This window comes from Streptomyces sp. NPDC001339 (genome assembly GCF_042895955.1).
Taxonomy (GTDB): Bacteria; Actinomycetota; Actinomycetes; order Streptomycetales; family Streptomycetaceae; genus Streptomyces.
On the sequence record NZ_JBIAWT010000021.1, the window covers coordinates 25563 to 52525 of the forward strand.

Here is a 26963-nt window from a genome sequence, read left to right on the forward strand (position 1 = left end):
TCACGGTGGCGGTGGGGCGGATGGCCGACGGGATCAGGTCAGCGGGCCTCTCCGGAGACCCCCGGCGCGGGAGAGAAGAGCGCACAGCGCAGTTCACTCGTGTAGCGCCTGCCGTCGATCACCAGCCACCGGTGGTCCGGGCCCGGTAGCATCTCCGAGAACCTCAGCTCCCCACCCGCCTGTTGGGCGAGGCGGAAGACCTGTCGCACGAGCAGCGGCGCCTCCCAGTCGACGTAGATCGGCTTCGGCTCACCGGGAATGACGACGAAGACATGTCGCGGCATGCCGAGCTCACGTCGGATCCGCTGGGCCGTCACGTACTCGGCCGCTTGCCCGGCCGGCGCCGGCCCGCCGCCGGGCCACTGCTCCCGTAGCCGGTCGGCCGACACCAACCACGACTCGCGACGCAGTACGACCCGTCCGCATCGCATGCGAGGCTCGTGGGCGCGGAGGAGCGGCATCATCGGGCCTCCGTAGCGGCGAGGGAACGAGAACAGCGCCAGTGGGTCGTGCGCGAGGCTGTAGGTGCTGATCGGAGGGGCGGTCAGCCGGAGCCGCTGCGGGAGAGTCCGGGAGCGCAGCTCCGGGCGCCCGTCGCGTACCAGGACGTACAGTCCGTCGGGGTGAAGCACCCGGCCCCGCGTCAGGTGTGCGCCGGGGCGGCCCACCACGTCCAGGTCGTGACAGGGAAAGGGCAGCCGGACGAGTTTGGCGTCGCGCGACTGGTCCACCAGGATCTCGTCGTCCTCCAACAGCCCCAGGTAGCCCGCGTATGTCTGTGCGGTGACCTCCGGTGCGGCTTCCTCGATGAGGGAGGCGAACGTGGTCTTGGTCAGCAGCTCACGCAAGGCGTGGAAGTCACCTATGACCGCGAGGAAGTCCCCGGCGTTGAGCGCCTCCGGTCCGGAGGCGGCGAACTGGATGTCGGGGTTGAGGACGGCTGCCGGGCCGTCAGGAAGGCAGCGCAGGACCGAACTCATCCGCTCCCGGCCGATCACCACCTCCCGGCACCCCGGCTCGCTTCCCTCCATCAGCTGCTCGTGGATCCATGATTCGAGCTGGGCGACCCGGGAGTCCACCGCGGCGCAGGCCGCGGACAGGCCGGTGGAGTCCTGACGGAAGGCGGCGTACATACTCTTCAGCGGCACGGGTACCTCGGCACCGAAGCGGCCGGTCAGCCAGTCGACGAAGAGGTCGGTCTCCAGCCTCATGCGGGCACGTGGGCCGGCGAGCCCGATCTCGTACGCCATGGACAGTTCGCCGGTGATGAAGTCGGCCAGATCACACCCGATCCGCAGATCACGCACCTCACCGTGGGCGTACTCGCGCAGCACCGTCCGGTCCGCGTAGAACTGGCCCGGCGCCCGATCGGCCGGTACACCGGTCAGGGCCTCGAATCGGTTCTTGATGTCGGACAGCAGGCGCGGCCGTCCGCCCGGCGGCTCGTCCGCGAAACGGGCGCAATCCGCTTCGAGCGAGGCGATTTCGGTGCGCTGCGCCTTGTGGCCGCGATCGGCCGGCCACTCGTCGAGCCGCCGGAGCAGGAGTCTGAGGGGATGGGGGTCGCCGTAGGGGATCTCGAAGCCGGTCAGCAGGAAGCCGGAGTCCACGAGCTGAGCCAGCGTGCTCTCGTAGGGTTCCGCCGCACTTCCGGTGTCGGCTCCGGTGTCGGCTCCGTACCTTTCGGCCCACGCTTCCCGCAGTTCTGCCACGGTGCGGCTGCCGTCACACTGCGCCCACAGCCAAGCGGCCGGCTCGGAGACCGCTCGGCCGTGGTCGCGAGGGTCGATGAGCACGCGGATCCTGTTCTCCACCAGCGAGGCCCACGGATGACGGTGGGGCCGCAGACGCAGCCGTAGTTCGGTCCGGGAGGCCATGGCCGCGGCCAGTTCCTCAGCGGCCCAATAGGCGAAGGACGTCCGGCGCTCCAACGGGCCCTTCCGCCAGCGAACCGCGGGCTGTGCGTCCACGCGTCCCACACTGAGCGGGCCGAAGTGCGCATAGCTCTCGTTCTTGGTGGTCACCCGCTGGAGATACAGCGTCAGGGTGTCGGTCAGACGGCGCTCATGGTGCCTCAGTTCGTCCGGAAAGGCGTCGAGCCTGCGCGTGAAGGTCTGGTAGTGGGCGCCGTTCGACAGCAGGAGAACCTCTCTGAGGCTCTCGTCGGCGAATGTCTCGACGACCGCGTGGCGGGCGGCGCGCATCCGGTCGTCGAAGCGGCGGCGGAACGCCGTCCGGCGCAGCGCGAGACGGCCCACCGCCTGCTCGTAGGCGTGCGCTGCCGAGAGCGCCTCCGGTCCGGCCCGCTCGAAGAGCAGGAGGTCTCCACGGGAAAGCCGGCGCAGCCCCCGCACCCGACGGCGCGCCGCGTGGCGCCCCGCCACCCTGGATCGGGCGAGGTGCTCGCACAACGGACGCGCCAGCCGCGCGACATCTGACTCGAGGTCGAGCAGTCCCGTCGCCGCGTCGGCGATGTCGTGATCGACCAGTGGGTCCAGGAGCTCCATGGGGTAGCCGGCTTGGCGCAGCACCGCGACCGGCGTCATCCACCAGCCCGGGGCGGCCGCGGTGCCGGGGAGACGGTCGTCGCACGAGGGCCGGCTGTCCCTCATGCCGCGGCCAGCTTCACACGCTTGAGGTGCCGGGTGTGGCCGGCCGGGCCCACCGGGGACCGACCGTGCAGCACCCGCCGGTTGTCCAACAGCAGAAGCTCTCCGGACCGCAGCAGAACGGAACGGTCGATGCGCTCCTGTTCGAGGGCGTTCTCGAAGGAACGCAGGGCCGCGAGATGCTCGTCGTCGACGGCGTCGGGGGCCAGGCGCAGCCCTGGGGCGACCCGAGTGGGCCGGTAGCGCGCCCGCGCGTCCCCGGAATCCGTCACCAGAACGCTGCCGAGCCGCACGACGGGGTCGTCCGGGCGGGGGTCGGGCATGGGCGGTACCGCGAACGGGAAACAGGGGTCGGCCAGCAGGCGCAGGTGCCCACCCCGGTCCGCGAGGATGTCCGCCACATCGACGGCGCGAGCAAGCAGCGTACGGCCGTCGCCGGCGGGACTGGGACGGACACAGATCATCGCTATGTACGCCTGGGGACGCGCCAGGAAGGATGCGTCCGTGTGCAGGGGATCGGGCAGGCCTCGGCCGCCGCCGGCCACCAGGTCGTGGACCAGGGTCCCCGGCGCCGGCCCGTTGTACTCGGGGTCCGCGGTGCCCAGGGGGTGGCCGGCCAGGACGAGCGTGTTGTCCCTTGGGGGGACGCCCTCCACGACGACCGCGCCATGGTCGTGGACGGCCTCGGCCGCGTCCGCCATGACAGCCGCCAGACCAGGCGCGCGGTCGCAGGAGTGCGCCCATGCCTCGCGCTGAATGTCGACGCGTTCCAGGTCGGACAGGCGCCAGGCGGCGGAGGAGTCGCTGAACGCGGCGGCGGTGGCTGCGGGCATGGATACGCGCGGGGGCCAGGTCATGAGCGTGCTCCCCTTCCTGACGGTGACATCCGGCCGCCTGCTCTCCGCCGCGGACGGCGAGGTCACAGCAGCAGGTCCGGCTGGTCGTTGACGATCTCTTCCCAGAGATTGAGGAACAGGGTCGATCCGTCCCCTCGCGCCTGATCGTGGTTGGCTCTCGCGAGTTCCGGGTCGATCAGGGTCAGTGGGCCGGCCGCGGCCGCCAGAATCTGTGTCTTCGCTGCCCGCTCGGCGACGACGTACAGCGCGGCCGCTTCCTCGACGCTGCCGCCGGTGGTCAGCAGACCGTGGTTGGCGAGCACGGCCACCCGGTGGCTCCCGAGGCAACGGGCGATCCGGGCGCCTTCCTCCGGACCGCGGGCGATTCCCTCGAACGGTACGACCACGTTGTCCTCGTAGAACATGCACGAATCCTGGGTGATGGGGTGCAGTGGTTCCCCGGTGACGGCGAGGGCCTTGCCGTACACGGAGTGGGCATGAGCGACGGCCATGGTGGCCGGACGGTCCGCGAGAATGTGACGGTGGATCGTGTGGGCCGTGAGGCTGGCCCTTCCGTCGCCATGCACCACCTGTCCTCGCGGTGCCACCAGGATCAGGTCGGAGACGCGGATCCGCCCGAAGGCCCGGCCGAGTGGGTTCAGCCAGAGGTGATCGGGCAGTTCCGGGTCACGCACGCTGATATGCCCGGTCAGATGCTCCTCGTAGCCCAGCCGGGCGAAGATCCGCAGAGCTCCGGCAAGCCGCTCCTGTCGCCAGCGGCGTTCCTGCTCCCACGTCAGACCGTCGGGCTTGACGGGCAGGTCGGGCCTGGGCCGCGGGCGGAGTGAGGCGACGAAGGACGACATCGGTGCGGCACCGACCGGCCGGCGGCGAAGGTCGGTCATCGGGGCCGCCCTGCCTTTGTCAGCAGGAAGTTCTCGATGACGAGCGCGTCCAGCGGCATGCTGTGAAAGGACCGGACCGCGTCCTCGGGGGTGCAGACAACGGGCTCGCCGGGCCCGTTGAAGGAGGTGTTCAGCAGCACTCCATGGCCTCGTTCCTCCTTGACCCGGTGCAGGAGCCGGCCGAAGGGGCCTTGCCCCGGTGAGACGGTCTGCGGCCGCGCGGTCCCGTCCACATGCGCGACGGCGGGGAATTCGGCGATCGCGGTGTCGGTCATGGTGAAGCTCGTCAGCATGTACGGCGATACCAGCTGTCGGCCGAAGAGGTGGGGGCTCTCCTCGGACAGCAGTGAGGGGGCGAAGGGCCGCCAGTGCTCACGGCCTTTGAGGGCGTTGACCCGGTCGTGCTGCCCGCGCTCGGCCGGCAGGCTGAGGATGCTCCGGTGGCCGAGTGCCCTCGGACCGACCTCGGAACGCCCTTGGAACCAGCCGATGACCTGTCCTTGCAGGAGCCTGGCCAGCGCGGCCTCAGCGGGGTCGGCCACCTCCCGCGCGTCCAGTCCCACGAAGTCGAGGTAGTCGGCCACCTGCGCCGCGCTGTAGCCCGGGCCGAGATCGGCGCTGCCGTCGTGCCCGATGGGCTCCCCGTGCTCCGCGGCGACCGTGAACGCGGCGCCGAGTGCCACTCCGGCGTCGTCGGAGGCGGGAAGGAGGTGCACGTCATGGCCCGCGTCGACCAGGCGCCCGTTGGCGACGCAGTTGAGGCCGACGCCTCCCGCGACGCACAAGGAGCTCTCCCCCGTGGCCTCGACAGCGAATCGGGCGAGGGATTCCATCAGGTGCTCGGCGGTGGCCTGAGCGGCAGCCGCCACGTGGGGCTTGAGCCTGGATGCGGGGACGTCCCGGGTGGTTCGCCGCGACCGCACCGCGTCGAACCTCGCCGGTTCGCGCACCCCCGGTCCGAAGCGGTCGGCGAAGTACGCCCGCCACTCACGGTGGACGTCGCGCGCGAGCTCTCGGCAGGGCACGGGCCTGACGATCTCCCCGTCCTGCCACGTCATGAGGGGGTCCCCCGGGCTGCCGTACGAGGCCAGGCCCATGGTCTTGCCGCCGTCGAGGGTGCCGAATCCGCAGTGCGCCGAAGCCTCGGCATAGAGAATGCCCAGCGAGTCGGCGACCGGCCACGACCGTATCGGTTCGAGGGTTCTTCGCTGCCCGTGATACACGGTGATGGAGCTGTCCTCACCGCGCCCGTCCGCGACGAGAACGGCGGCGGATTCCAGCCCCGTCCAGAAGTAGACGGATGCCGCGTGCGCTTCGTGGTGCCGGATCCAATGGAGCCGGGGAAAGCGGCGGGGCTCCTGTCCGGTGACGCGGCGGATGAAATCCGCGTCGGAGAACGGCCAGCCCAGACCGCGCCCGCGGTAGAAAGCCGGCAGATCCCAGCCATATGCGAGGGCGTCCACGTCGTCCAAGCTGATTCCGGCCTGCTTCAACACCCATTCGGTGGCGCGGGCCGGGACCATGAGGCGAGCATGCCTCATGCGATTGAGCCGTTCCTCTTCTACGAATGCGACGACTTTTCCATCCACCACAAGGGCGGCCGCCGGGTCATGCGTCGACTCCGTCCAACCGTTCAGTCCGAGTACTATCATGTCCGACCTTTATCCCTGAGCCGATCACGCGGGTGGGGCTGCTGAGGTCCGGGATGACGTGGTTGCGCGAATTGATATGCACGCATTACAGCGGAGCGTAAAGAACCATTTAGTCAGCGCTGTCATGCAGTGTCAACGGGTTCCTCCCCCATGGCAGAAAGCAGCCGCTCGGAGAATCCTCGTCGTCGGAGTCACGGGCGCGGGCGAAGACGCCCCTGGCGGGTAATCAGCCGCGCTCACGGACGAGGTGTTCCACTGGCATCCGGGGTGTCGGCACGGCTCCGGGGCCCCGCTCCAGCCCGTCCAACGTTTCCAGAACGCTTGCGCACACCCACCCGTGCACAGGCGCCCTCGCGTGTGCCGAGCTTGTCCAGTGCGGCGGAAGAAGGTGCCATCCTGCCTGCAGGCACTGGTTGCTGAGGGTGAAGTCCTCGATGATGTCCGCTCGCCTCACCCTCAGCCATCGCAGGAGCAGAGCCACCATCAGCCCGGTGCGGTCCCTCCCCAGGGTGCAGCCCACGACCACGGTCCGTTCGCCCAGCAGTGGCACGAGGCGCCGGGCTGTAGCCAGGTAGACGGAGAGATGGCGCCGGTATCTGCGCAAGGACGCCCCTGCCGTGGCATCGGTGTCGCTCACGAGCTTGTCCATCAGGGGCAGGCGCTCCCATGACCACCCCTGGCGGATCAGCTCCGTCGGCGCACCGTCCTGGGCGATCTCCGCGTCCGTGCGCAGATCCACATAGAGCGCCGGTCCTACGAGGCCGGCCAGCGCCTCGACGGCCGGAGCGGACAGCTGCGCCAAGGCGGAGGTTCGGAGCAGCCTGCGCGAGCGCAGCAGGCCCCCGTCCCGGGTGGTCAGCTCCCCCACGTCGCGAAGGTTCGGCACCAGGCCGGGCAGCAGTATCCGGGCGGAGTTCGTCACGGCTGCGACGGCGCCAGGGGAGCGAGAAGCTCCAGGCTGCGGTCGACGATCGCGGGGCGGTCCAGCGCCACCGGCTCCAGCGCCGGGCGGCAGGCACACGAGCGCGGTAGATCCGACAGGTCGCCCGTCTCGCTGTAGCGGACCAAGCCGTCGACAATCCGGTCGGCACACTCGGGGCAGCTGTCGGGGAAGACGGACTCGAAGTCCGTACCGCGAAGGTTGATACAGGCCACACGGACGGCCGCCGCCTCGTGGGCGCGGCGGACCGCCTCCACCACGGTCCACAGGTTCGGTGGCTGGTAGTGGCCGGCGTTCCACAACTGCCAGGCCACGGTGTCCCGGGAGACTCGCGTGGGACACAGTGTCACTCCTTCGATGCCCAGCGCGCGGACGTAGTCGACGGACTCCACCACGTCCGTGATCGCCTCGGCTTCTGTGAGGAGGGGCGGCTTGATCATGAGATAGATCTTCGGCCGCACTCCGAGCTGCCGCATGGCGACGACCGCGCGTTCGAACGCCGCCCGGGAGACCCGTGTGTTCACGAGCGTCTCGCGGACCAGGTCGTCGGAGGACTGCAGCCCGATCCCGACCTCCAACTCCACGTCGCCCAGGGCCGCCACGAACGGCCTGAGGCTCTTGAGTGTGACGAACTGCGGCAGCGACTCGACCACGAGCATGCGTACCCCCGCGGCGGCGACCCGCCGCGCGATGACGACCTGCACATCACGGGGGATCTCGCGCGGCGCGAAGAACGAGCCGTCGTTGTAGAGGGCGAGCACCTCGTAGTCCGGCTCGTCAGGGGTACGCGCGAGCACCCTGGCGACCTGGTCCACCAACGCCTCGGGCCGGGCCTGGAGCCCGTAGTTGTTCTCGTTCGTGAAGGGACACATCGTGCAGGTGGGCACCGAGCAGCCACCTGACATGAGAATGACCTTCTTCCGGCCGATCACCCGTCCGTCCTGCAGCCGTATCCGGTCGTAGCTGATGTACCGAGGGTCGTCGGGTCGTTTGCTCTCCGGCGCACGCCGCAGCGCGAGCGACCACTTCGACAGCGACGCGCGCAGCCGCGCCTCGCCGGTCTTCTCCACTGGCACGTGCGTCATGCGCGTCTCCTCCTGTCGGCTGGGGACATGACGGCCGGTCCCGCGGCGGTGCCGACGCCCAGGACACCGGTCAGCGGCAGAGCGCCCAGGGTGCGATCTGCCGCACGAAATTCCTGATGGCTCGTTCGTAGTCGAAGCGGCTGGTGAGCAGTTCTCTTCCGCGAGCACGCAGCCTGCCGCGCTGCTCGTCGGTCACCGAGAGGGCTCGGCGCACAGCGCCTGCCAGGCTCTCGGGATCCGCCGGATTCGCCGTATATCCGGTGACGCCTTCCACGACCTGTTCGGCCAGTCCTCCCGCGCGGGTCGCCACGACCGGGGCGGCACCGGCCGCGAATGCCTCCAGTGGGACGCGACCGAACGGTTCGACGCGCGACGGGACGATCACCGCGCGCACACCGGGATGGGCCAGGATGTTCCGGACACGGTGGCTGAACCGCTCCATCCACTGCACCTGGAGGCCGAGCGCGCTGCCCTGGGCCCTGAGCCGCTGTTGGTAGGTGTGGGCGGAGGCCATCGAGTTGAACCTGACGGGCGCGAGCACCAGCGGTGGCAGCCGCACGGCCTCGGCGCGGAGGATCGCCAGCGCGTCGAGCAGATCCTCAAAGCCCTTGTGCGCCACCGCACGCCCCATCGCGAACAGGAATCCGCTTCGGGCGCACACCGGGTCCAGCTCGGGAACCTCCGGACCGAACAGGAGGTCCGTGCTGACGAGCCCGTTGGTGAGGTCCACCAACGCCTCCGGCGGAACCCCGTACTCCGCGCACAGGTGACGGCGCATGTACGCCGACGTTGCCGCGATCCGCCCACCCCCGGCGGCCACCGCGTGCATTCCGTGTTCCTCCCAGTGGATGAGTTCGTGATCGCCGGGGTCGTGCAGGCGCCGGCTCGCCCGTGGCACGAGAGCGACGCTGCTGAGCAGGCCGGGCGGCAACTGCGTGGCAAAGCCCATGAACGGAACGTCGAACGCGACCACTGCGACGTGCTCCGCACCCGGCACGACATCCTCGGCAAGCACCGAAAGCAGGTGATTCGACAAGATTCGGAAGGCGGTCAGGCCTCCCCAATTGCTTCCCTTCGTGCCGTTGTCGAGCGGACGAACCTCGCCGCCGCGCCGGTCGATCAGTCCACGCATGTCCTGGTGCCACTGCCTGTCGTAACCGTAATCCCCGGGGCTCAGCCGGATGGGCAGGATCACGAGGCGCACACGGTGATCGAGTAATCCGGCGAGCGTGCGCACAAACGCACGGTTGCTGTGTCCGGCACCCGTTCCCGTTCCATAGAAACCGTCGTGCAACGCCACCGCGAAGACGGGGCGACGTATGCGCTCGCGCTTCGCGCCACCAGGATCACGAACCTCGCGCCCCATTGATCACTCCCTTGCTCACGACGGAGCAGACATGTGCGCTCGTTCAGGAGGAAGTCGGGCTACATTTCTTCAGTGGACCCGAGGCGGCAAAATACTGTCAAGGGCACCTTTTACGTCAACACTCCGCCGGGACAATGCGGTCTTGTCATACCGCCTGTGATTGCCCCATAGTGTCGGCGGCGGTACGTCGGCCGCCCGCATTTCTGAAGATGCCATGGCCTCCACCAGTTTCGCGCTGCGAGTCGACGCCGCGAGCAATGTCACGCGCATCAGTTGCGAAAGGCGTGCATATGCCCGTACTTAAGCGCATCCCATCCGAATTCTTGGTGGCGGAATCCAGCGTGCTACCCGCAGTGGATTCCGAGGTGGCCACTCATCAGCAGCTACGGCTACGGAAGGCCGGCTACACCACGTTCGAGGCCGTCGATCTCATTGCCCGCTTTCACGGTCAGCCGTCCGCGAATATCGGCTACGCAGGGCTCAAGGACGAGGACGCGATCACCGAGCAGTTCCTCACCATCTCCGGGCCCCTCGACTCGCGCGCCCTGGAGGAGTTCAACCAGGTCCATGCTGCCGGGGCGCCGGGCTCGCACGGACGCTTCCTCCAACTGCGGCACCACGGCTACGGCATGCGGCCGCTCTCCGCCGGGGACCTGGACGGCAACAGTTTCCGCATCATGGTCCGCGACCTCGAAGCCGAGCACGCCCGGCATCTGGCCGGTTCGCACGGCCGACGCAGTCTCTTCGCCATCAACTACTACGACACGCAACGCTTTGGCGTTCCCGACGGCCCCCGGCAGACACACCTGCTCGGCGGCGCCCTGCTCGAGGGTGACTACGAGCGGGCCTTCGAGCTGCTCCGCGCGTCCCGGTCACCCGAAGCCCGCACGTGCTCCGCGTTCACCGGAACCGCCAGGGAGTTCTTCGACGCACTCGACCCGCGCCGGATCGCCTTCTTCCAGTCCGCACACGCCTCGGACGTGTGGAACGCCGAAGTACGCGCTCTCCTCCGCGAGGTGGCCGGCGACGACGTACTCGAGGAGGAACGGGAAGGGATCCCGTACGTCTTCCCTCGTGCGCAGTCAGCCGCTCTCCAGGTCGCGCAGGCGGGCCGGCGGCTCCGCTGTCGCACATACCGGTGGCGGAACGGCGGGATGGTGTCCTACCTAGCACCGCGGCCGGTAGTGGTGCAGCTGCAGGTACGCATCGCCGACGTCAAGCCCGACGAGTGCTTCGAAGGACGGTGGTGCTGCACCCTGGCGTTCTTCCTCCCCTCTGGTTCCTACGGCACCATCGCCGTCAGCCAGCTGCTGCACGCCGTGGCCGGCGAACGGCAATAGCCGCAGGCAATCGGCCCCCACGCTGGTCCATCACCCCGGAGTAGTCGTGTCTTCTGACGTCAGCACCAGGCCCACCGCCCCCCAGCCATGGCCGTTCGGCAAGCCTGGCACGGGAATGTTCCGAAACGACCGGTCACGCCTGGAGAACGAGGTCAACCTCAGGAGCTGCGGACTGCTGCACCCGCGTGCGGCCGAGTTCCACACCGAGACGCTCCAGGGCCTGGACCCGGTCGAGATCATGACGTATCCGGTGTACCGGGAGACCTACGCCCTGGTCGCGGAACACCTCGGTGTCGACCCCGGCTCGCTGGTCCTCACCGCCGGCAGCGACCCGGCTCTCGACCTCATCGTGCGCTCCTTCCCCCTGGCCCGCATCGTCATCCACACACCGAACTTCGGCGGCTGGGCGAAGTTCGCCCATATCGGCAAGCAGACGATCGACCACGTCGCGCCGGATCCCGACAGCGGCGGGTTCCGCCTGGCCGACCTGTTGACCGCATTGCGCAAGGGCCCGCGCGCCATCGTCGTGGTCACCCAGCCCCACAGCTACACCGGCCAGGTCCACGACGCCCAGGAGCTGACGGACCTGGCCCGGGGCGTAGGGGAACACGGCAGCCTGCTGGTGCTGGACACCGCCTATCTGGCATTCACCCACGGCGGTGAGGAGCTCGTGCGGGGCGTCGCCGGGCAACCGCACGTCCTCCGTGTCAACGGCTTCTCCAAGGGGTACGGCCTGTCGGGCGCCCGTATCGCCGCCGTCGTCGGTCACCCTCGGACGGTGAACCGCGTCTTCGACCTCGACCCCGAGGCAGCGGTGTCCGGGATCGCCATGGCCCTGTTGCGCGCCGCGCTGCGACACGACGAGTACTTCCAGGCCATCCGGGACGAGATCCGGCACCTGCGGGAGCGCTTCGCCCGCCTGGTCGAATCGGCCGTACCCGGCTGGCGGGCTCGGGAGAGCGGGGGGAACTTCGTCGCCTTCGACGTGCCGGACCCGGCGCAGGCACGTGCGGCCACTTCGCGCCTTCTGCGGCACGGGTTCATCACGCGCGACATGTCCGGACTGCCGAGCCTGCCCGCCGCGGTACGCATCGCCGTCGCCGACGAACCGAGCGCGCTGCGCGTCGTCGACATCCTCGGCGACTGGAGCAGCGGCCGATGACGCCGCAGGGGCCGCGGGTGCTGGTCGCCGGGGTGTGCGGGGCCGGCAAGACCACCATGGCGGCCGCGCTCGCGACGAGGTACGGGCTCCCACACCACGAACTGGACGCCCTCTTCCACGGTCCCGGCTGGGTGAAACGACCCGAATTCGAGGCGGACGTCCACGCGTTCGCGCACCAGGGCCGGTGGGTCTGCGAGGACCAGTACGACGGCTACCTTGGTGACCTTCTGTGGGAGCGCGCCAACCGGCTGGTCTGGGTCGACATGCCCTACACCACGGTGATGCGACGGGTTGTCGGCCGGTCGCTGGTTCGGCTGATCACCCGCCGGACACTGTGGAACGGGAACCGGGAGCGGTGGCGCTCCCTGCTGTTCGACCCCAAGCACCCGGCACGCTTCGCCCTGTCCCACCACGCGTCGCACCGGGCGGACGTCGCCGCCCGCCTGGCGCGCCACCCTGAGCTCGTGGTGGTCCGTCTGACCAGTGCGGCCGAAGCCGACCGCTGGTTCGACTCACTGCCCGAACCGGAGTTCTGGCCGGCTACGGACGATCGTGAACCGTTCTCCGAATGAATTCCTCTTCCGCTTCCTGGGGACTTCGAATGAACCGGACCATCGTTTCGGTGAACGAAATGTCGTCGTCCGCGCTCTCCGGAGTGGGGTAACAGCTCTCGAACTCCGCACTCGGGACTCCTGGATGGCGTTGGTATTCGTTGAACAGCGGTACGGAGTCGGTGATGATCCATCCCGCTGCGAGTGCGTCCCGCTGCAGAATGAACTGACCTGCCGCTTCACCGTGACTTGGATCGACGAAAGTGTAGAAAACACCACTGGGCCGGAGAAGTTCGACTCCTCGCGCGAAGAATGCCCGGTACAGGCGCCGCGACGGGTCGCACATCACGGTGTCCGCGCTTTCCCGAAGCTCGTCGGGCAAGGGATCGCGGGCATCGAGAGGACACACCTCGACATCTTTGGCGGCCAGGCGGTCCAGCGCCTGCGCGAGGAAATCGATCACTTCTGGATCGCGCTCCAGGACGCGCAGTCGCCCGTATCCCCCGACCATACAGATGGCCAGACTCGTCAGGTCCGAGTCGCCCAGCAGAACCACGTCCTTTCCTCGCGCATCGCCTCGGTACTGCAGGTAGAGCGCGCGGAGCAGCGATGTCCGGAGGGTGACATGCCACTGATGCCATTCATCGTGCTCGCCCGGTCGCGACCGGGCGAGCACGTGAAGACTCCGCAACCACTCCTCCACCAGGGGAGAGCGGGCGCGGAGGGCTTCATGCGGATGGAAGACCCGTCCGGCCAACTGCCGGGCGGCGGCTTCCACCTGAACTTCGGGAACGCGATAGCGCGAGCCCTCACGTAGGACCGAACCCTGCCCCAGCGCCCTCTTGAGCATCGGCCCCAGGTCGCGATAATCGATCCGACAGTACCGCAGGATCTCCGGCACCTCTGCCGCACCGAAGTTCGTGAGAAAATCGATCACCTCTGCATTGTGCCTGTCAGCGGTCATGCGAGCCGATGTTAGGGACCTGAACATGGCAGTGCAAGAGACCTCGGTGATCGGTACAGCTGTTTCCGGCAATAGTTCCCAGTGATCACAGAGGAAAGAGTTCCATGCCAAAAACGCGTGTTCTGCGCCACCGCGGGGTCGCCGACGGCCTGAGTTTGCCCACGGACCTTCATGAGCGTGTCGAACTGGTCGACATACCGCCGGACACACCGCCGCGAGCCGGATTGTCCGGCGACGTTCTGTACATCTCCGGCTGGCGTGCCACCGGACCCGCCCTCTATGAAACCGTCGAACGCAGTCATGTGCGCTGGATCCACACGTACGGAACCGGCATGGAGCGGCTCGACCTGCACCGGCTCACTCGTGATGGCCGGATTGTCACGAACTCGTCGGGCGCCGACGGGTTCGCCATCGCCGAATGGGTACTGGCCAGTTTGCTGGCTTTCGAAAAGCGGTTTCCAGAGGCGTGGTCGTGGGAGACCCCGCGGAAGCCCGCCGAGCCGCGGTGCGTCGGCACGCTGCAAGGCCGACGCGTGGGTCTGCTGGGTCTGGGCAGCATCGGTTCCAGTGTCGCCGCACTGCTGGCCTGCGTCGGCGCCTCGGTCCGCGCGCTGCGGCGCACGGCCGCCCCGGCTCCTCTGCCGAACGTCGAAATGGCCGGTTCCCTAGGAGAGTTGGTACGCGATGCCGACCACCTGGTGCTCACCGCTCCGCTGACCCCGGCCACCGCCGGAATGATCGACGACAGCGCCTTCCACCTCATGCGGCGCGGAGTGCACGTGGTCAACGTCGCCCGAGGCGGTCTGATCGACCACGATGCGCTGCGGCGAGCGCTCGCCCAGGGCATCGTGGCCCGCGCTTCCCTGGACGTCGTCAGCCCGGAACGACTGCCACTCGGGCACTGGCTCCGCGCACATCCACGCGTGCGGCTCACCCCGCACGTGTCGTTCCGGTGTCCAGGCTCGGATCGCGCGCACGCGGCACTTTTCCTTGAGCACCTCAGGGCATACCTGCGCGGCGAACCCCTGGCGAACCGCGTGGATCCGGATGCGGGGTACTAGGGCGCGTAGTGAGTCGCTCTCAATGGGCGGTCCGTGTGAGGTCCTTGAGCCAGATGACCGAGGCTCGGAGAGGAAGGCCGGCGGGTAGCTCTCAGGGGTCTTGTGTGAGATCAGCTTTCGACGTACTTGCGCAGCACAGCCTGGTAGTCGGGGAATTCGGGCTCGGTGTGGAGCTTGTCGGTCCCCTTCTTGAGGTAGACCAGTCCCGGACAGTCGGGCTTCACGCTGCCGTGCAGCCGCTCGCTTGCGATCTTCTTGCCCGTCCTGGCCTCGTAGACGGTGACGTCGTACACACCGCGGTACAGCTTGATGGTGTCCGTCGTGAACTTGCAGTCGGTCAGGAATTCTCCCTCGTCGGGGGAGTCCAGGCAGGCGATGAGCTGGACGAGGTGTGGATCGAGGTGGTTGCCGCTCCAGTGGTCCGCCGTGCCGGAGGCCGGGATCATCTGCCGTGGGGAGCCGGACTCACTGATCGTGAACATCGCTATCGGGTGCGGACCTGTGGCGCTGCGGTCTGCCGCCTGCGGGAAGTACTTGCGGGCTATGCCGTCGCCGCAGCCGGTGGCAAAGTCGGAGACGCGACCTGGCATCGTGTCGCTGGCCTTCGGCTCGAACATCACCCAGTACACGCCATACCCGAGCGCCGCCACCATGGCCACCGCGGTCACCCGCAGCAACAGCTTTCGCCGCCTGCGCTCGTACGGCCGCAGATCCTGGAAGGACGTCCCACCGGCCCGACGCCTGTTCGTCAAGAAGTATCCGAGGTACAGGAGCGGGGCAGCTGCCACTACGGCGAACAGGACACCTACCGCGGGATTTCCGCCCTTGAAGGCAATCACCGAGAAGACCACCGCGATGCCGATGAAGAGGACCATCAGCTGGGCCATGAACACACCCTCCCAGGGGAACGACAACGAGCACCACACCAGTGCGGCCGACCAGCCCGTCGCGTTCGAGGAAGCAGGAGCCGGGTGGGCACGTTGCGGATGTGCAACTGACCGTTCGACGCATGGCCTCCAAGTGTCATGGAGGCGTTGAAATGCCGATGAAATCCCGCTTTCCCGGCCGCCGTCGCCTGTACACCGCCGGCCTGGTGGCGTGGCAGCAGCCGAGCAGTCCGCACGCATGCTGCCGTCCGCGTATCGCAGCAGCTAGCGGAGGTCCGAGCCAGTCTGCTGTCCGCCGGTGTGGCGGTGGCCCGGATCTTCGCCTTTTCAGCCGGGATCGAGGCTCATTTGCCGTGTTGTCGGTCATGCGGCCAAGATCAGTGCATGTCATTGATCAAGAGAGCCGGAGTTCGGATCGGGATACTGCCCATAGCGGCGCTGTCCCTGCTCGCTGCCGGATGCGGAACCCAGCGGCCCGGGACCGACACCGCGACTGGCGCCCCCTCGCGGGCCGCGTCGGCGAAGCCGAGCAGGCCGAGCGTCCCGGTGGACTTCCCCTGCCCCGGCGAAACCCCCACCCCGAACCCACAGGCGACCGCAGAGACTCCGGGACCGGCCGCACCCCCCGCCGACCATTACGCCGAAAACCACGGCTTCAGGGAGCCTCTCCCCCTCCACGGCCAGCGTCGCTGCGACGGAATCGCCGCCGTCCAGCGCATCAAGAACGCACTCGAACCCCTGCGCACACACAACGACATCGACCCGGACACCGCCCGCCGCGCACTCACCGCCCTCGGCTACCCCGCCGCACAAGTGGAGACCTACAAGGTCGAGCCCAGCGTCGGCTTCGCCATCAACGCCTCACCTCTGTGTGTAGAAGGGAAGGTCAACCCCCACTTCATCGAGGCGAATGCCTTCGGCGGCTATCCCGACGGCACGGGCTGCAAGCCCCCCAGCGGCGGACACTGATGCTGCACCACGACGTCGAGCGGGGCGCGGGCCGTAGATGATGTCGAGTCAGAACGACGTCATGCCATTGGCCGCCTCCCGGTTCCCGGCACCGCAACAGGCCGCGCTCCGGGCGCAGTTCACCGAGAACGACGCGCAAGTCACCACTGCCGTTGGGCTCACCGTGGCGAAGCCCTGCGCAGCAGGTACTCCCGCTCCGGCAGGCTCAACGTGAGCCGTGCGGCCCACCGGTAGTGCTCGCGGGCCTGGTCGTGCTCACCGGCCAGGTCGAGCAGGTGCCCGCGCACTGCGTGAAGCCGGTAGTGGCCGGCAACCCGCTTGTCGCCGTCGAGCGTGGCGAGCAGGGCCAGCCCCTCGGCCGGGCCGTGCACCATCGCGGTCGCGATCGCGCGGTTCAGGGTGACCATCGGGTTCGGCGCGGTCCGGTCCAGGATCTTGTAGAGGATCAGCACCTCGCTCCAGTCCGTCTCCTCGGTGGACGGCGCCTCGGCGTGGACCGCGGCGATCGTGGCCTGCAGCAGGTACGGCCCGGGCGGCCCCTTGGACAGGGCACCGGAGACCAGCGCGACGCCCTCCTCGATCCGCGCGCGGTCCCAGAGGCTGCGGTCCTGCTCGGCGAGCGGCACCAGCACGCCGTCCGCACTCCGTGTCCCCCGCCGGGCGTCGGTGAGCAGCATCAGCGCGAGCAGCCCGGCGGCCTCGCCGTCGTCGGGCAGCAGCCGGTGCACCTCGCGGGCGAGCCGGATGGCCTCAGCGGCCAGCTCGACCCGTTGCAGGTCGGGCCCGGAGGTGGCGGTGTAGCCCTCGTTGAAGATCAGATACAGCACCTGCAGCACCGCCGGCAGCCGCTCGGGACCGTCCGGGAAGCCGGCGCCCCTGACCGTCTGCTTCGCCCGGCTGATCCGCTGCGCCATAGTGGCATCCGGCACCAGGAACGCGTGCGCGATCTGGCCCGTGGTCAGGCCGCCGACCGCCCGGAGCGTCAGCGCCACCTGCGAGGTCGCCGACAGCTTCGGGTGGCAGCACAGGAACAGCAGGCTCAGCGTGTCGTCGACGTGCCGGGAGGCATCGTCGTCCGGCGGCGGCTGCATGCTGACGGTAAGCTCGCGCTCCCGCCGGGCCGCCTCACTGCGCCAGTGGTCGGTCAGCCTCCGGCCGGCGACCGTGACCAGCCAGCCCGCCGGCCTGCTGGGCACACCCTCCTGAGGCCACTGCACCGACGCCGCGAGCAGCGCCTCCTGCACAGCGTCCTCGCAGGCTTCGAACTGCCTGTACCTGCGGGCGAGCGCGCCGAGGACCTGCGGCGCCAGGCTGCGCAACAGGTCCTCGATCCCGCCGCTCACGGAACCACGGCGCACAGACTCACCACTCACGGAACCACCGCGCACAGACTTACCGTTCACGGACCCACCGCTCGCCGACCCACCGCTCACGGACGGCCGCTCACAGATCGGCCCCGGACGAGAACATCACCGGACGGATCTCGATCGACAGGCCCTTGATGCGAGTGTCCGGGATGAGCTTGGCGATGTCGATCGCACGCTGTGTGCTCTCGCAGTCGATCAGGTAGAAGCCGCCCATGAACTCCTTGGCCTCGATGAACGGCCCGTCAGTGACGGCAGGCTCGCCGCCGGTGCCGGTGACGACGGTCGAGTTCGCCGGGTCGGCGAGTGCCTGAGTGAGGATGAATTCCCCCGAGTCCTGCACGGTCTTCATGAACTCACCGTGGCCTTCCATGATGAGCTTCCGCTCGTCCTCCGAGAGGGCATCCAGGATCTCCTGGTCGACCTGCATGATCAGGAGGTACTTCATGTTCTGACTCCTCGTATCGGGTTCCGCCCTGGGAGGGGCGGCTCGACAAGGAGTCGGAACCGTCCAGCGCCTTTCGACATCCCCCGGTGACCAAATCTAGACCGCTCCGGCACCCGTTCCGGCACCGTCGGCGTTCTTGCCGGGCTTCTTGTCGGGCTTCTTGTCGGCGAAGGTCCGGATGCATCCCGCTTCGGTGAGTCCGGGTGCATCCCGCTTCGGTGAGTACGTGGAAGCGGAAGGGCACCCGCGACTTGTACCGGCCCTCTGGTGAGCCTCGTTGGCACAGGATACTTTCGGATGCGAGGTGGCCTAATTCAGGACATCAAGATAATGGGGGAAAAATGCGCAAGATTGCCGCATCCGCCGCAGGTCTGTCTCTCGCCTTGGGGGCTCTCGGGCTCGCCACGGCTCCCAGCGCTACTGCGGCGACGCCGTGTCCGTCCGGAGCGGTCTGCATCCGCGAGACGAACGGCAGCATCCTGAGCAAGAACATCTTCTACAGCTACGGCGCCCACAACCTGTCGAACGTCACCGGCGACCGGGTCGTCGTCAACAACCAGACGGGCGGCGCCGGATTCCAGTTCTGCTACGGGTACGACGGCGGTGGCGGCTGCTCCATCGTGATGCGTGGTGTGGGCGAATCCGCGCCGTACAACATGACACCGATCAACTCCGTCGTGCTCGTGCCGTAGGCCCCGCCGAGGCGTGACCGGCGGGGCGAACCTGGTCGGTACGGTGCAGCTCAGGCGGCCAGTCGTCGGGAGGGATGTCGGCTGGCCGCCGAGCCCCGGGCGCGGGCACCCCTTGTTCGTACGGGCAACCGCCGCGGTCACACGACCGGACGCCAGGCGGGCCCCGCACCGTCCAGGTGGACCCGGCCGAACACCACATCGGCGAAGTGGACACCGAAGCCGATCGTTCCCGGCTTGGCCAACTCCCTTACCAGTAGGCGACGTTGCTCTGCCGCCCGGTCGGCGTCGAGGTCGGCGGCAGCCGACCACCGCGGATGATCCACTTGGATCGGTGAGTGCATCGCATCCCCGAACACCATCAGCCTCTCGTTCCCTGAGCTGATGACGTAGGAGGCGTGCCCGGCAGTGTGGCCGCTCGTGACAACCATCCGCACGCCGGGGAAGACCTCCTCCCCGTCGGTCACCGTACGCACCCGGGGCGCCATGACCTGGAGGATCTCGTCGGTGACCCCGCGCTCCTTCAGCAGATGGCGGTGCTCCCACTCAGGCTCGGCGACCAGGTACGGGCAGTCGTCGAACGGGAGCCGGCTGCCGCCGGGGACCGGGCTCCAGGCCCAGCCGATGTGGTCCAGATGCAGATGGGTGAGGGCCACCGCCTCGATCTGTGTGGGCGAGCGGCCGATCGCGGCCAGGTTGTCCAGCAACGCACCCCCATGGATGGCTCCGCGCGGGTTGCCCGGCTGTGCCGGAATCGCGTGCGGTCCGAATCCCGCGTCGATCAACAACGCACGGCCCTCCCGCTCCACCAGCAGGGCTCCGATGCCGCCGGTGAGGTTCCCGCGGTCGTCCAGGTACTCCGGGTGTGCGTCCCAGTCCTCCTGCGTACTCCCCGGCAGCCAGGCACGGGCGTTGAGCTCCACCGCACCGTCGGGCACGTAGGTCACCTTCACCGCGCCGAGGTGGAGCGACCGCATCACGGCCGGCCGCCGCAGCCGTTCCCCGAGGTTCATCGCCACATGGTTCGCCATGAGTCCGCCCCCTCTACCGGTCGGCCCGGAGCGTGCCCGCCGCACCCCAGTTGTCCGGTGGGAACTCCTGGATCCACACCTGGACGGTGTCCGCCGGGATCTTGTACGTGTCGACGAACGCGTCGGTGATACGTGCCACAAGCTCCCGCTTGAGCTCGATATCGCGCGGTCCCTGCTGGACGGTGACGATGGGCATAGGTGTGCTCCCGTTACGAGACTGGTGTGTGAACGCGGCCCCCTCGACCACGATGGCGACGGGGCGGCATGGATCCATTCCACTGCGGCCGACACCGGCGATCCAGAAGCGTTCCGAGAATGCGTCGATCACGAATCGTGATCGACGCGCCCGGCCTCCCGGCATGCCTCGACCAGGTGGCGCTGCCGCTCGGCTGCCGCCGCGGCATTCACCGCCAGCACCGTCGGCAGCCAGAGCCCCGGCGACATCACCGGGAGGAAGGCGACCCGCGTGCCGAGCAACTGACGGGCGTGCGCCGCGTACACCACCGTCCAACCGGCGGCCCCCGCGCCCAGCGCCGCCAGAGTGTCCTGCAGAGAGCTGTGCGGAGGCCCGGGAACCGGCTCGAAACCGGCATCCCGGCACGCGCCCACCACCAGATCCACCAACGGCAGGTTGTTCCGGCGGGACGTCAGGTACAGCGGCAGCTCGGCGAGCTGCGCAAGCTCCACGCGGGCTCCCGTAGCCAGCGGGTGGCGGGCCGAGACGGCAACCACCAGTTCGTCCCGCCACACCGGGATCTGCCGCACCTGGTCAGGCGCCGCCACCTCCCCACGGACAAACGCCGCATCCCATTCCCGATCAGCCACCCGCCGCAGACGCTCCTCTGTCCCCTCCGATCTCAGCTCCACCCGCACCTGCGGCGCTCGCCGCTTCAGCGCCTCCAGGACGTACTCCAGCCGATCCCCCATCCCCCGGCTCGTGCCCACGCGCAGCACGGTCTCGCGCGCGGCGACGAAATCCCCGATCACCGCCAGCGCCCGCAGCTCGGCCCCCAGTACCGCACGAGCTTCCGGCAAGAACGCCACCCCGGCGTCGGTCAACCGCACCCGACGCGGCGAACGGTCGAACAGCTCGACCCCCAGCTCCCGCTCAAGACGGCCGATCTGCTGGCTCACAGCCGACTGCACAATCATCAACCGCTCGGCCGCCCGCCCGAAATGCAACTCCTCGGCCACCGCGACGAAGTACCTCAGCTGCCGAAGCTCCATCACGTCGCCCCCTCCCAGCAGACACACATGCTCGACCACGCTACGGCATGGGAAATCCGCGCGGATGCGCCCGATGCCTCCGGCTTGTACGCGTCAGGCTCGCCAGGGAAAGCCGAGCGCGCAGACCGACGGAAGCCATTGATCCAGAGGGAGTGTCGGGCCCGCCGAGGGCACCGGGGCGGCCGCGCCGAGGCACTGGTGCGCTGGTAGCGGCGCCTCCTCCGGATCCTCCAGCACGAGGTGGGTCACGGCAGCGGCATCCCTCGGTGACCGGGGCGGTACGTCAGCGCTTCGTCGGTGGCTTGATCAGGTATGTCCGGCGGGCCAGATCCAGCACGGTCAGCCACACCCGGGGGGCGCCGTTCCAGGCGTACTGGCGGCTCTGCCGCCACAGAGGTCCCAGGCCGCTCCGGTCGGCCCCGTGCGCTTCCACGACAACTTCGGACCGCTGGCCCCAGCTCACCGAGCACCGATCACGCTCGTCATCCCGAAATGTTGATCAGAGCCCCCGGCAACCCCTGGGAGGGCAAGTAACGCCCCCAAACACCCCCAGATCGACACGGCTGCAGTCGCGCGTGCAAGGCCAGGGCATCACACCTTCAGGTGAATTGACGCTCTGTAAGCGCAGCGATAGGCAATACAAGAGTAGAAGTCTGCACGTCGGTACCGGAAGGCACTCAGAGGCACTCACGCCTCTCCGCTCCTCGGCACCGTGGCTTCGTCTTCTGGGGGATGTCGACATGTCGGACGTCAGGTAAACCGGTCATGGCCGCGCGCAGGGCAAGGGTTGCCGTGGCGATTGCGCTGGCCTGCGCCAGTGCCAGCTCGGGGATTGCCACCGGGCTCGTGCCCGATCATCTGCCGGACTGGCTGGTGAAGAATTCCACGCTCGCCTGGGCCGCCTTCGCCATCACCACGCTGCTGTGTCTCGGCGTCGCGGCGTGGCAGGCATGGATCGAGCCGCAGGAAGAGGAGGCAGCGGCACCCGACGACCCGGTTCCGCAGCAGCACCGCAGACTGATGCTCCAGCGTCAGTGGGCCTTTTGGATCGACGGGGTCCTGAGCCAGTCACTGGAGGCGGTGACGAGGCTCGAACTCGGTCTGGAGGCTCGCTCGGACGCTGTCGAGCACCCGTGGAACGTAGTGGTGTACGACGATCCGGACCGGCCGCGTGCCCTTCCGCCGGGAACGTCCGCCATCGATGTCTTCGACCGGTCCGGAGGCTCCCTGCTGGTCCTGGGCATGCCCGGGTCCGGCAAGACGACGTTACTGCTGGAGATGGCGGCGGAGCTGCTGCGGAGGGCCCGGTCCGACGACGAACAGCCCATGCCCGTCGTCTTCAACCTCTCCTCCTGGGGGAAGTCCGAAAGCCCGCTCGACCAGTGGCTGGAGGACGAACTGCATCGCCGGTACACCGTTCCGCGGAAGCTGGCCCGGCAGTGGCTCCGCGAGGAGATGATCCTGCCCCTTCTGGACGGTCTCGACGAGGTCAGAGCCGACCGCCGGGGCGACTGCGTCAAGGCGATCAATGACTTCCTCGGCGCGAACGGCCCCCTGCAAATCGTCGTCTGCTCGCGGGTCGCGGACTACGACGCCATCGGCTCACGGCTCCGCCTGAACAGGGCGGTTCTGATCCAGGACTTGACGCAAAACCAGGTGCTCAACCACCTCGCCGGCGCCGGCGGCCAGCTCGCAGGGCTGCACACGGCTATCGAGCACGACGATCAGCTGCTGTCACTCCTCTCCGCTGCTGCTGCTGAATGTGGCCTCCCTGGTCTACCGGGGCTTGTCCGCAGCGGAGCTGGAGGCCGCAGGCCGGGTCGTGGACCGACGTTCACACCTCATCGACAGCTATATCCAGCACACGCTGCGCCGCCGGCCGACCGGCCGTGCCTACGATGACGCACGCGTCGTCCGCTGGCTCGGTGAGCTCGCGCATCAGATGAGCCAGGACGACCAGACCGTGTTCCACGTGGAGTGGATGCAGCCCGCGTGGTTGTCGAGCCCGCTGTTGAGGATCCTGACGGCATGCTTCTCCCCCCTTCTCCTGGGGGTGGCGATGGCTCTGCCCACCGGGTACGCAATCGACCATGCCAACGCCCTCGGCGCCAGACTCTTCGGCCTGGGGAACGACGTCCATGTGGCGGGCATCTCGACGGGCTGGCTCACGGGTGCCGCGATCGGAGCGCTGGTCTGCGTCTTCGCCTTCGACAGAGCGATCCGTCCAGCCGAGACCATCTCCTGGTCACTGCACTCCCTGCGGCAGAACGCCGGCCGGCAACTGCGCTCGGCCCTGCCCTGGGGAGTGGCGCTCTCCGCCATCGTCGGGACGATCATGCACGTGTGGGGCCCGGCCACCACCGTGATCTTCGCGGCCTTCTTCATGGCCTTGCCGATCACCTTCTACGTGGTGGTCGGCGGGGTGTCGCCGCAGCTACGAGAGGCCCGCATCACTCCGAACGAAGGCATGCGCCGCTCCCTGGTGAACGCCGTCGCCGTCGGCCTGCCCGGAGGAACGGCCATCGGCATCCTGGCAGGAGTGGCGTTCGGCGCACGGATGACGTTGCTGTTCGGTGTGATCGACGGGCTGACGTGCGGCGGTTCCGTGTTCGTTCTGACGGCGTTGCACACCGGAGGACGCGCCTGGCTGCACCACTACACCCTGCGGGTGATGCTGGCGCTACGGGGTCGTATCCCGCTGAGGTGGGTGCGATTCCTGCAGTACGCGAGCGACCGCATCCTGCTCCGCCGGGTCGGCGGCGGCTACATGTTCGTTCACGGCCTGTTCCTCGACCACTTCGCGGCCCTTCACGCCCGTACCGCGAACGGCTCGGCACCTACGGGGCCGTCGGCCCGCTGAGCGCGCGCTGCCACTCGCCCGGTGGTGTGTGCGTCCGTGCCCGGACAGTCCCGCCCTCAAGGCCTGCTAGGAAAGACCAAGCCGCACTACATCCCCCGTTGCGTCACCCGCGAGAATGTCGATATGGACGCCGCTGTCCGGGTCCGTGAAGGTCTGGCCCGGTCGGTACGCCGCCAGGTCGAGTCCGGTGCAGCCGGTGGCATGCGGGCGGTCGGCACGTAGCGCCGTCTTCTGGGGGTGGAGGTCGGGTGACGGGCGGGCGGCCGGGTGGCCGTTCATGACCCGGACCGGTCCCTCGCCGGTCGGGGTGGCGGAGTCGACCTTGTAGATGAGGACGCCGGCCGAGCACGCATCCCGGTCGTTGCCCTCGGCCCGGCGGGACTCCGCGACGTACGCCGTTGTCGCGCCGGTGCGCAGTACGGCGATCTTGGTGCCAGGGCGCCGTTCCACCGGGGCCAGGCGCACGGTGCGGCGCCCGGGGGCGGCCAGGCAGGTGACTTGGGCATCGCGGGTCCAGCCGAGTTTCCAGGAGTGCCAGCCCAGGTACTGGGGCGCGGGGCCGGCGATGTTGCCCATGACGTCCCAGCCACCGACGTACTGGTGGGTGGGGGCGGTGAACGAGTACAGGTCGGGCAGGCCGAAGGTGTGGCCGGTCTCGTGGGCGGCGACCTTGGGGCCCCAGCGCCACAGGTCCTGGCCGAAGGTCACGGACCACTTGATGCGGGTGCCGTCGGCATGCACGCCGGGAGTGGCGGGGTCGTAGAGGTAGGTCGGGGAGAACGAGATCGCGGAAGCCGTCTTGGTGGGGACGACGTAGACCATGTCGTAGCGGGAGAAGTCCGCGTACGGGTCGGCAGCGGTGATGGCGTCGCGTACGTACTTCTCATGTGCCTCGAAAGTGAGACCGCGCTCGAAGCCGTACGCGTCCGAAGCCGCCGGCATGCGGATCCAGCGGTGCAGGGAGGTGAGCGCGAGGCGGGTGCGACCGTAGCTGGCCGTGCGCATCCAGTCGGCGGCCGGGGCGAGTTGAGCCGCGTACTCGTCCGTGCCGCCGGTGGCCCGGGCATCGGGAAAGTCCACGAACAGCGTCAGGACCCGCCGGGTTCCGGTGGTGGGCTGGAACCGGGCACGGTCGGTGTCGTGGCCTTCGTCGGTCCAGCCCGTCTTCCCGGGCAGCGCACAAGCGGCGGCGGGAGAAGGAGGCCGGTGGGCTGAAGGCGTGGCGGCCGCGTTCGCCGTCGTGGGGGCGGCGAGGCATGCGGCGAGGGTGAGTGCCGCGGCACAACGGCGCAGGCGGCTCGGCGAGACGGACAGGGCAGGCATGTCACTCCCGTCGGATCGGAGGGGACGGCTTGGGGCATCGGAGGGGATGGCTTGGGGCGCGGACGGAGGGTGATCGGCTCAGGGCCGGTCCGGCGGTCCGTTGGGACAGGCCCTAGGCTCGGCCCGTAGCCAGGTCCATCAGGCGGGCGAGGACGCGGCCGTTCGAGGCGGTGATGCCGTCGTGCTCCCATTCATTGGTGACCCAGACGTGAGTGGCGCCGACCTCGCGGGCGGTGCGCAGGGAGAGTTCCGCGTCGACGTAGATGTCGTCGTGGTAGACGGCCGCGGCGAGGGGTACCTGGTTGGCGGCGAGGCGTTGGGGGTCGTAGAGCGGGCTCCAGTCAGTGCGCTGGGCCAGGAGGTCCGCGGCGTCCTCGAAGGGGCGCAGGCCCGCAATCTCCCGGAACATCCAGGGGTACATCATTTCCCCGGTGAGGAGGAGGGGGTCCGCCTCTTCGGCGAACTCGGGGAACGTGGTCAGAGCCCGGGCGGCCGCCCAGCCGGTCGGACCGGCCCCCTGCCCGTACAGGGTCTCCTGCATGACGGCGAACAGCGGGTTGTCGGTGAAGCCGGTCAGGGACTCGACCTGGCGAAGGAAGGTGTCGGTCAATTCGCCATCCGCCTCCAGGGATTCGTCGAGCAGCCAGTGGATGCGCTCGAAACCGTCGCCCATGCCGAGGACGAGGCCGAGGGTGCGCAGACGGCGGGTGGTGAGGCGATCGCCGCCGGGCAGGCGGATGTCCTCGGATGCAAGGAGATCGGCGATCTCGCGGAGGCGAGGGGCGTCGTCGGGGTAGCGGGCGTAGAAGTCGAGGACCCGGTCACGCACGCGGGGGTAGGTGCGGGCGTACACGTCGTCGGCGGTCGCGGAGAGTCCGGGCAGGCCGCCGGTGACGTAGCAGGCTCGCAGGCCGTCGGGGGCCTGGGAGAGATAGGTGAGGGTGATGAAGCCGCCGTAGCTCTGGCCGAGTGTCTCCCAGGGTTCGTCGTCACATAGTTGCCGGCGTATCAGTTCGGCGTCGGCCACGATCGCGTCGGCACGGAAGTGGGCCAGATGTGCGGCCAGCTGAGAGGCGGAGGCGAACCGGGAGGCCGTGCGCGCGGTGAGCGGGGTGGAGCGTCCGGTGCCGCGCTGGTCGAGGAGCAGCACCCGGTGGGTCTTCAGCGCCTGGGGCAGCCATCCCGGCGAACCTGCCGAGGGGCGCGGCGCCTTGCCGCCGGGGCCGCCCTGCAAGTAGAGCAGCCAGGGCAGTTGGTCATCGGCGTGAGCCGGGTCGACGACCTCGCGCGCGAAGACCTGGAGAGTCGGGCCGTCGGGACGGCGGTGGTCCAGCGGGACGGTGAAGACGTGGTCGGTAGTGGCGTACGCGGGGTTCATGGGGCCCTTTCACAGCGAGGCACGGCGGAGCGCGGCGAGACACGGGAAGCCGCGGGGAGCCGCGGGGAGCCGCGGGGAGCGAGAAGTTGCGCATGAGGAGCCATGGATGAGGTGTGACATTGCATACGACGCATACGTCATCGTGCATCAGCGGTCCGCTTCCGCGGAACTCCTACTTGGGCATAGCGCGGTGCTATGAGGAGCTGCTGCTGCCGGCCCACAGGGAGCGGACGTGGCCCAGGTGCTTGGCCATGCACTGTTCGGCCTTCTCGGCGTCACCGGCGAGCATCAGGTCCAGCAGTTCCAGGTGCTCCTC

General features: G+C 68.8%; 26 protein-coding genes. 8 read left to right on the top strand and 18 right to left on the bottom strand.

Annotated features, from left to right (window positions below):
• Positions 1–38 precede the first annotated feature (38 nt).
• The 7 genes from ACFY12_RS34550 to ACFY12_RS34580 all read right to left on the bottom strand — a co-directional run bounded on the left by ACFY12_RS34550 (position 39) and on the right by ACFY12_RS34580 (position 9393).
• Positions 39–2612: a PqqD family peptide modification chaperone gene (locus tag ACFY12_RS34550; protein ID WP_390719944.1), complete on the bottom strand. Its 2574-nt coding sequence runs from the start codon at positions 2610–2612 to the stop codon at positions 39–41.
• Positions 2609–3466 (bottom strand): TauD/TfdA family dioxygenase, encoded by an 858-nt coding sequence (locus ACFY12_RS34555; protein WP_390719945.1) that lies wholly within the window; start codon positions 3464–3466, stop codon positions 2609–2611. Before ACFY12_RS34555 ends, ACFY12_RS34550 begins: the two co-directional genes overlap by 4 nt.
• 62 nt (positions 3467–3528) lie before the next feature.
• The gene (locus tag ACFY12_RS34560; protein ID WP_390719946.1) at positions 3529–4350 is read right to left on the bottom strand and encodes a class II aldolase/adducin family protein; all 822 of its coding nucleotides are present in this window, start codon (positions 4348–4350) and stop codon (positions 3529–3531) included.
• Positions 4347–6002, bottom strand: coding sequence for a carbamoyltransferase (locus ACFY12_RS34565; protein WP_390719947.1), 1656 nt, complete (start codon positions 6000–6002; stop codon positions 4347–4349). The genes ACFY12_RS34560 and ACFY12_RS34565 overlap by 4 nt, the downstream gene beginning before the upstream one ends.
• A gap of 226 nt (positions 6003–6228) precedes the next feature.
• The gene (locus ACFY12_RS34570) at positions 6229–6924 is read right to left on the bottom strand and encodes a tyrosine-protein phosphatase (RefSeq protein ID WP_390719948.1); all 696 of its coding nucleotides are present in this window, start codon (positions 6922–6924) and stop codon (positions 6229–6231) included.
• Positions 6921–8027 carry a radical SAM protein gene (locus ACFY12_RS34575; RefSeq protein ID WP_390719949.1) on the bottom strand — a complete coding sequence of 369 codons (1107 nt, stop codon included), beginning with the start codon at positions 8025–8027 and terminating at the stop codon, positions 6921–6923. The genes ACFY12_RS34570 and ACFY12_RS34575 overlap by 4 nt, the downstream gene beginning before the upstream one ends.
• A 70-nt stretch (positions 8028–8097) precedes the next feature.
• The gene (locus ACFY12_RS34580; RefSeq protein WP_390719950.1) at positions 8098–9393 is read right to left on the bottom strand and encodes a glycosyltransferase family 4 protein; all 1296 of its coding nucleotides are present in this window, start codon (positions 9391–9393) and stop codon (positions 8098–8100) included.
• 290 nt (positions 9394–9683) lie between these two features.
• Here ACFY12_RS34580 and truD point away from each other — a divergent pair, with 290 nt between their 5' ends.
• Genes truD through ACFY12_RS34595 form a run of 3 tightly spaced genes read left to right on the top strand, consistent with a single transcriptional unit; the run spans position 9684 to position 12467 of the window.
• On the top strand, positions 9684–10733 hold the full coding sequence (gene truD, locus ACFY12_RS34585; RefSeq protein ID WP_390719951.1) for a tRNA pseudouridine(13) synthase TruD: 1050 nt from the start codon (positions 9684–9686) through the stop codon (positions 10731–10733).
• Positions 10734–10779: 46 nt separating this feature from the next.
• Complete coding sequence (locus tag ACFY12_RS34590) at positions 10780–11895, top strand: aminotransferase class I/II-fold pyridoxal phosphate-dependent enzyme (protein WP_390719952.1); 1116 nt, start codon at positions 10780–10782, stop codon at positions 11893–11895.
• Positions 11892–12467, top strand: a complete 576-nt coding sequence (locus ACFY12_RS34595) for an adenylate kinase (protein WP_390719953.1) — start codon at positions 11892–11894, stop codon at positions 12465–12467. The genes ACFY12_RS34590 and ACFY12_RS34595 overlap by 4 nt, the downstream gene beginning before the upstream one ends.
• On the opposite strand, the gene ACFY12_RS34600 is transcribed toward ACFY12_RS34595, so the two are convergent.
• The gene (locus ACFY12_RS34600; protein ID WP_390719954.1) at positions 12436–13410 is read right to left on the bottom strand and encodes a bis-aminopropyl spermidine synthase family protein; all 975 of its coding nucleotides are present in this window, start codon (positions 13408–13410) and stop codon (positions 12436–12438) included. The two genes, ACFY12_RS34595 and ACFY12_RS34600, sit on opposite strands and share 32 nt — an antisense overlap.
• A 104-nt stretch (positions 13411–13514) precedes the next feature.
• Between ACFY12_RS34600 and ACFY12_RS34605 the strand changes: the two genes are divergently transcribed.
• The gene (locus ACFY12_RS34605; RefSeq protein ID WP_390719955.1) at positions 13515–14471 is read left to right on the top strand and encodes an NAD(P)-dependent oxidoreductase; all 957 of its coding nucleotides are present in this window, start codon (positions 13515–13517) and stop codon (positions 14469–14471) included.
• 110 nt (positions 14472–14581) lie between these two features.
• Here ACFY12_RS34605 and ACFY12_RS34610 read toward each other — a convergent pair whose 3' ends face one another.
• Positions 14582–15358, bottom strand: a complete 777-nt coding sequence (locus tag ACFY12_RS34610) for a hypothetical protein (protein WP_390719956.1) — start codon at positions 15356–15358, stop codon at positions 14582–14584.
• A 384-nt stretch (positions 15359–15742) separates the two neighbouring features.
• Between ACFY12_RS34610 and ACFY12_RS34615 the strand changes: the two genes are divergently transcribed.
• Positions 15743–16327 carry a hypothetical protein gene (locus ACFY12_RS34615; protein ID WP_390719957.1) on the top strand — a complete coding sequence of 195 codons (585 nt, stop codon included), beginning with the start codon at positions 15743–15745 and terminating at the stop codon, positions 16325–16327.
• A gap of 158 nt (positions 16328–16485) precedes the next feature.
• Here the strand turns inward: ACFY12_RS34615 and ACFY12_RS34620 are convergent, their stop codons facing one another.
• Both ACFY12_RS34620 and ACFY12_RS34625 read right to left on the bottom strand, forming a co-directional pair.
• Positions 16486–17670 carry an RNA polymerase sigma factor gene (locus tag ACFY12_RS34620; RefSeq protein WP_390719958.1) on the bottom strand — a complete coding sequence of 395 codons (1185 nt, stop codon included), beginning with the start codon at positions 17668–17670 and terminating at the stop codon, positions 16486–16488.
• Between the two features lie 100 nt (positions 17671–17770).
• Positions 17771–18139, bottom strand: a complete 369-nt coding sequence (locus ACFY12_RS34625) for a YciI family protein (protein WP_390719959.1) — start codon at positions 18137–18139, stop codon at positions 17771–17773.
• A gap of 341 nt (positions 18140–18480) precedes the next feature.
• Here ACFY12_RS34625 and ACFY12_RS34630 point away from each other — a divergent pair, with 341 nt between their 5' ends.
• Entirely contained in the window at positions 18481–18831 is a 351-nt protein-coding gene (locus tag ACFY12_RS34630; protein ID WP_390719960.1) for a hypothetical protein, read from the top strand.
• Between the two features lie 137 nt (positions 18832–18968).
• On the opposite strand, the gene ACFY12_RS34635 is transcribed toward ACFY12_RS34630, so the two are convergent.
• The 4 genes from ACFY12_RS34635 to ACFY12_RS34650 form a co-directional block, all read right to left on the bottom strand.
• A complete protein-coding gene (locus tag ACFY12_RS34635) occupies positions 18969–19859 on the bottom strand; it encodes an MBL fold metallo-hydrolase (RefSeq protein ID WP_390719961.1) in 891 nt (296 codons plus the stop codon).
• 13 nt (positions 19860–19872) lie between these two features.
• A complete protein-coding gene (dmpI, locus tag ACFY12_RS34640) occupies positions 19873–20055 on the bottom strand; it encodes a 4-oxalocrotonate tautomerase DmpI (RefSeq protein WP_390719962.1) in 183 nt (60 codons plus the stop codon).
• A gap of 128 nt (positions 20056–20183) precedes the next feature.
• Positions 20184–21125: a LysR family transcriptional regulator gene (locus tag ACFY12_RS34645; protein ID WP_390719963.1), complete on the bottom strand. Its 942-nt coding sequence runs from the start codon at positions 21123–21125 to the stop codon at positions 20184–20186.
• A gap of 244 nt (positions 21126–21369) precedes the next feature.
• A complete protein-coding gene (locus ACFY12_RS34650) occupies positions 21370–21519 on the bottom strand; it encodes a hypothetical protein (protein WP_390719964.1) in 150 nt (49 codons plus the stop codon).
• A gap of 413 nt (positions 21520–21932) precedes the next feature.
• On the opposite strand from ACFY12_RS34650, the gene ACFY12_RS34655 reads away from it, so the two are divergent.
• Together ACFY12_RS34655 and ACFY12_RS34660 are read left to right on the top strand one after the other, a co-directional pair.
• On the top strand, positions 21933–22988 hold the full coding sequence (locus ACFY12_RS34655) for an NACHT domain-containing protein (RefSeq protein ID WP_390719965.1): 1056 nt from the start codon (positions 21933–21935) through the stop codon (positions 22986–22988).
• Positions 22873–23946, top strand: coding sequence for a hypothetical protein (locus ACFY12_RS34660; RefSeq protein WP_390719966.1), 1074 nt, complete (start codon positions 22873–22875; stop codon positions 23944–23946). The genes ACFY12_RS34655 and ACFY12_RS34660 overlap by 116 nt, the downstream gene beginning before the upstream one ends.
• 66 nt (positions 23947–24012) lie before the next feature.
• Here the strand turns inward: ACFY12_RS34660 and ACFY12_RS34665 are convergent, their stop codons facing one another.
• From ACFY12_RS34665 to ACFY12_RS34675, 3 genes are all read right to left on the bottom strand, one after another.
• Positions 24013–25260 carry a M6 family metalloprotease domain-containing protein gene (locus ACFY12_RS34665; RefSeq protein WP_390719969.1) on the bottom strand — a complete coding sequence of 416 codons (1248 nt, stop codon included), beginning with the start codon at positions 25258–25260 and terminating at the stop codon, positions 24013–24015.
• A 121-nt stretch (positions 25261–25381) separates the two neighbouring features.
• Positions 25382–26647, bottom strand: coding sequence for an alpha/beta fold hydrolase (locus ACFY12_RS34670; protein ID WP_390719967.1), 1266 nt, complete (start codon positions 26645–26647; stop codon positions 25382–25384).
• A 193-nt stretch (positions 26648–26840) separates the two neighbouring features.
• The coding region (locus tag ACFY12_RS34675; protein WP_390719970.1) for an FCD domain-containing protein at positions 26841–26963 on the bottom strand (123 nt) is incomplete at its 5' end.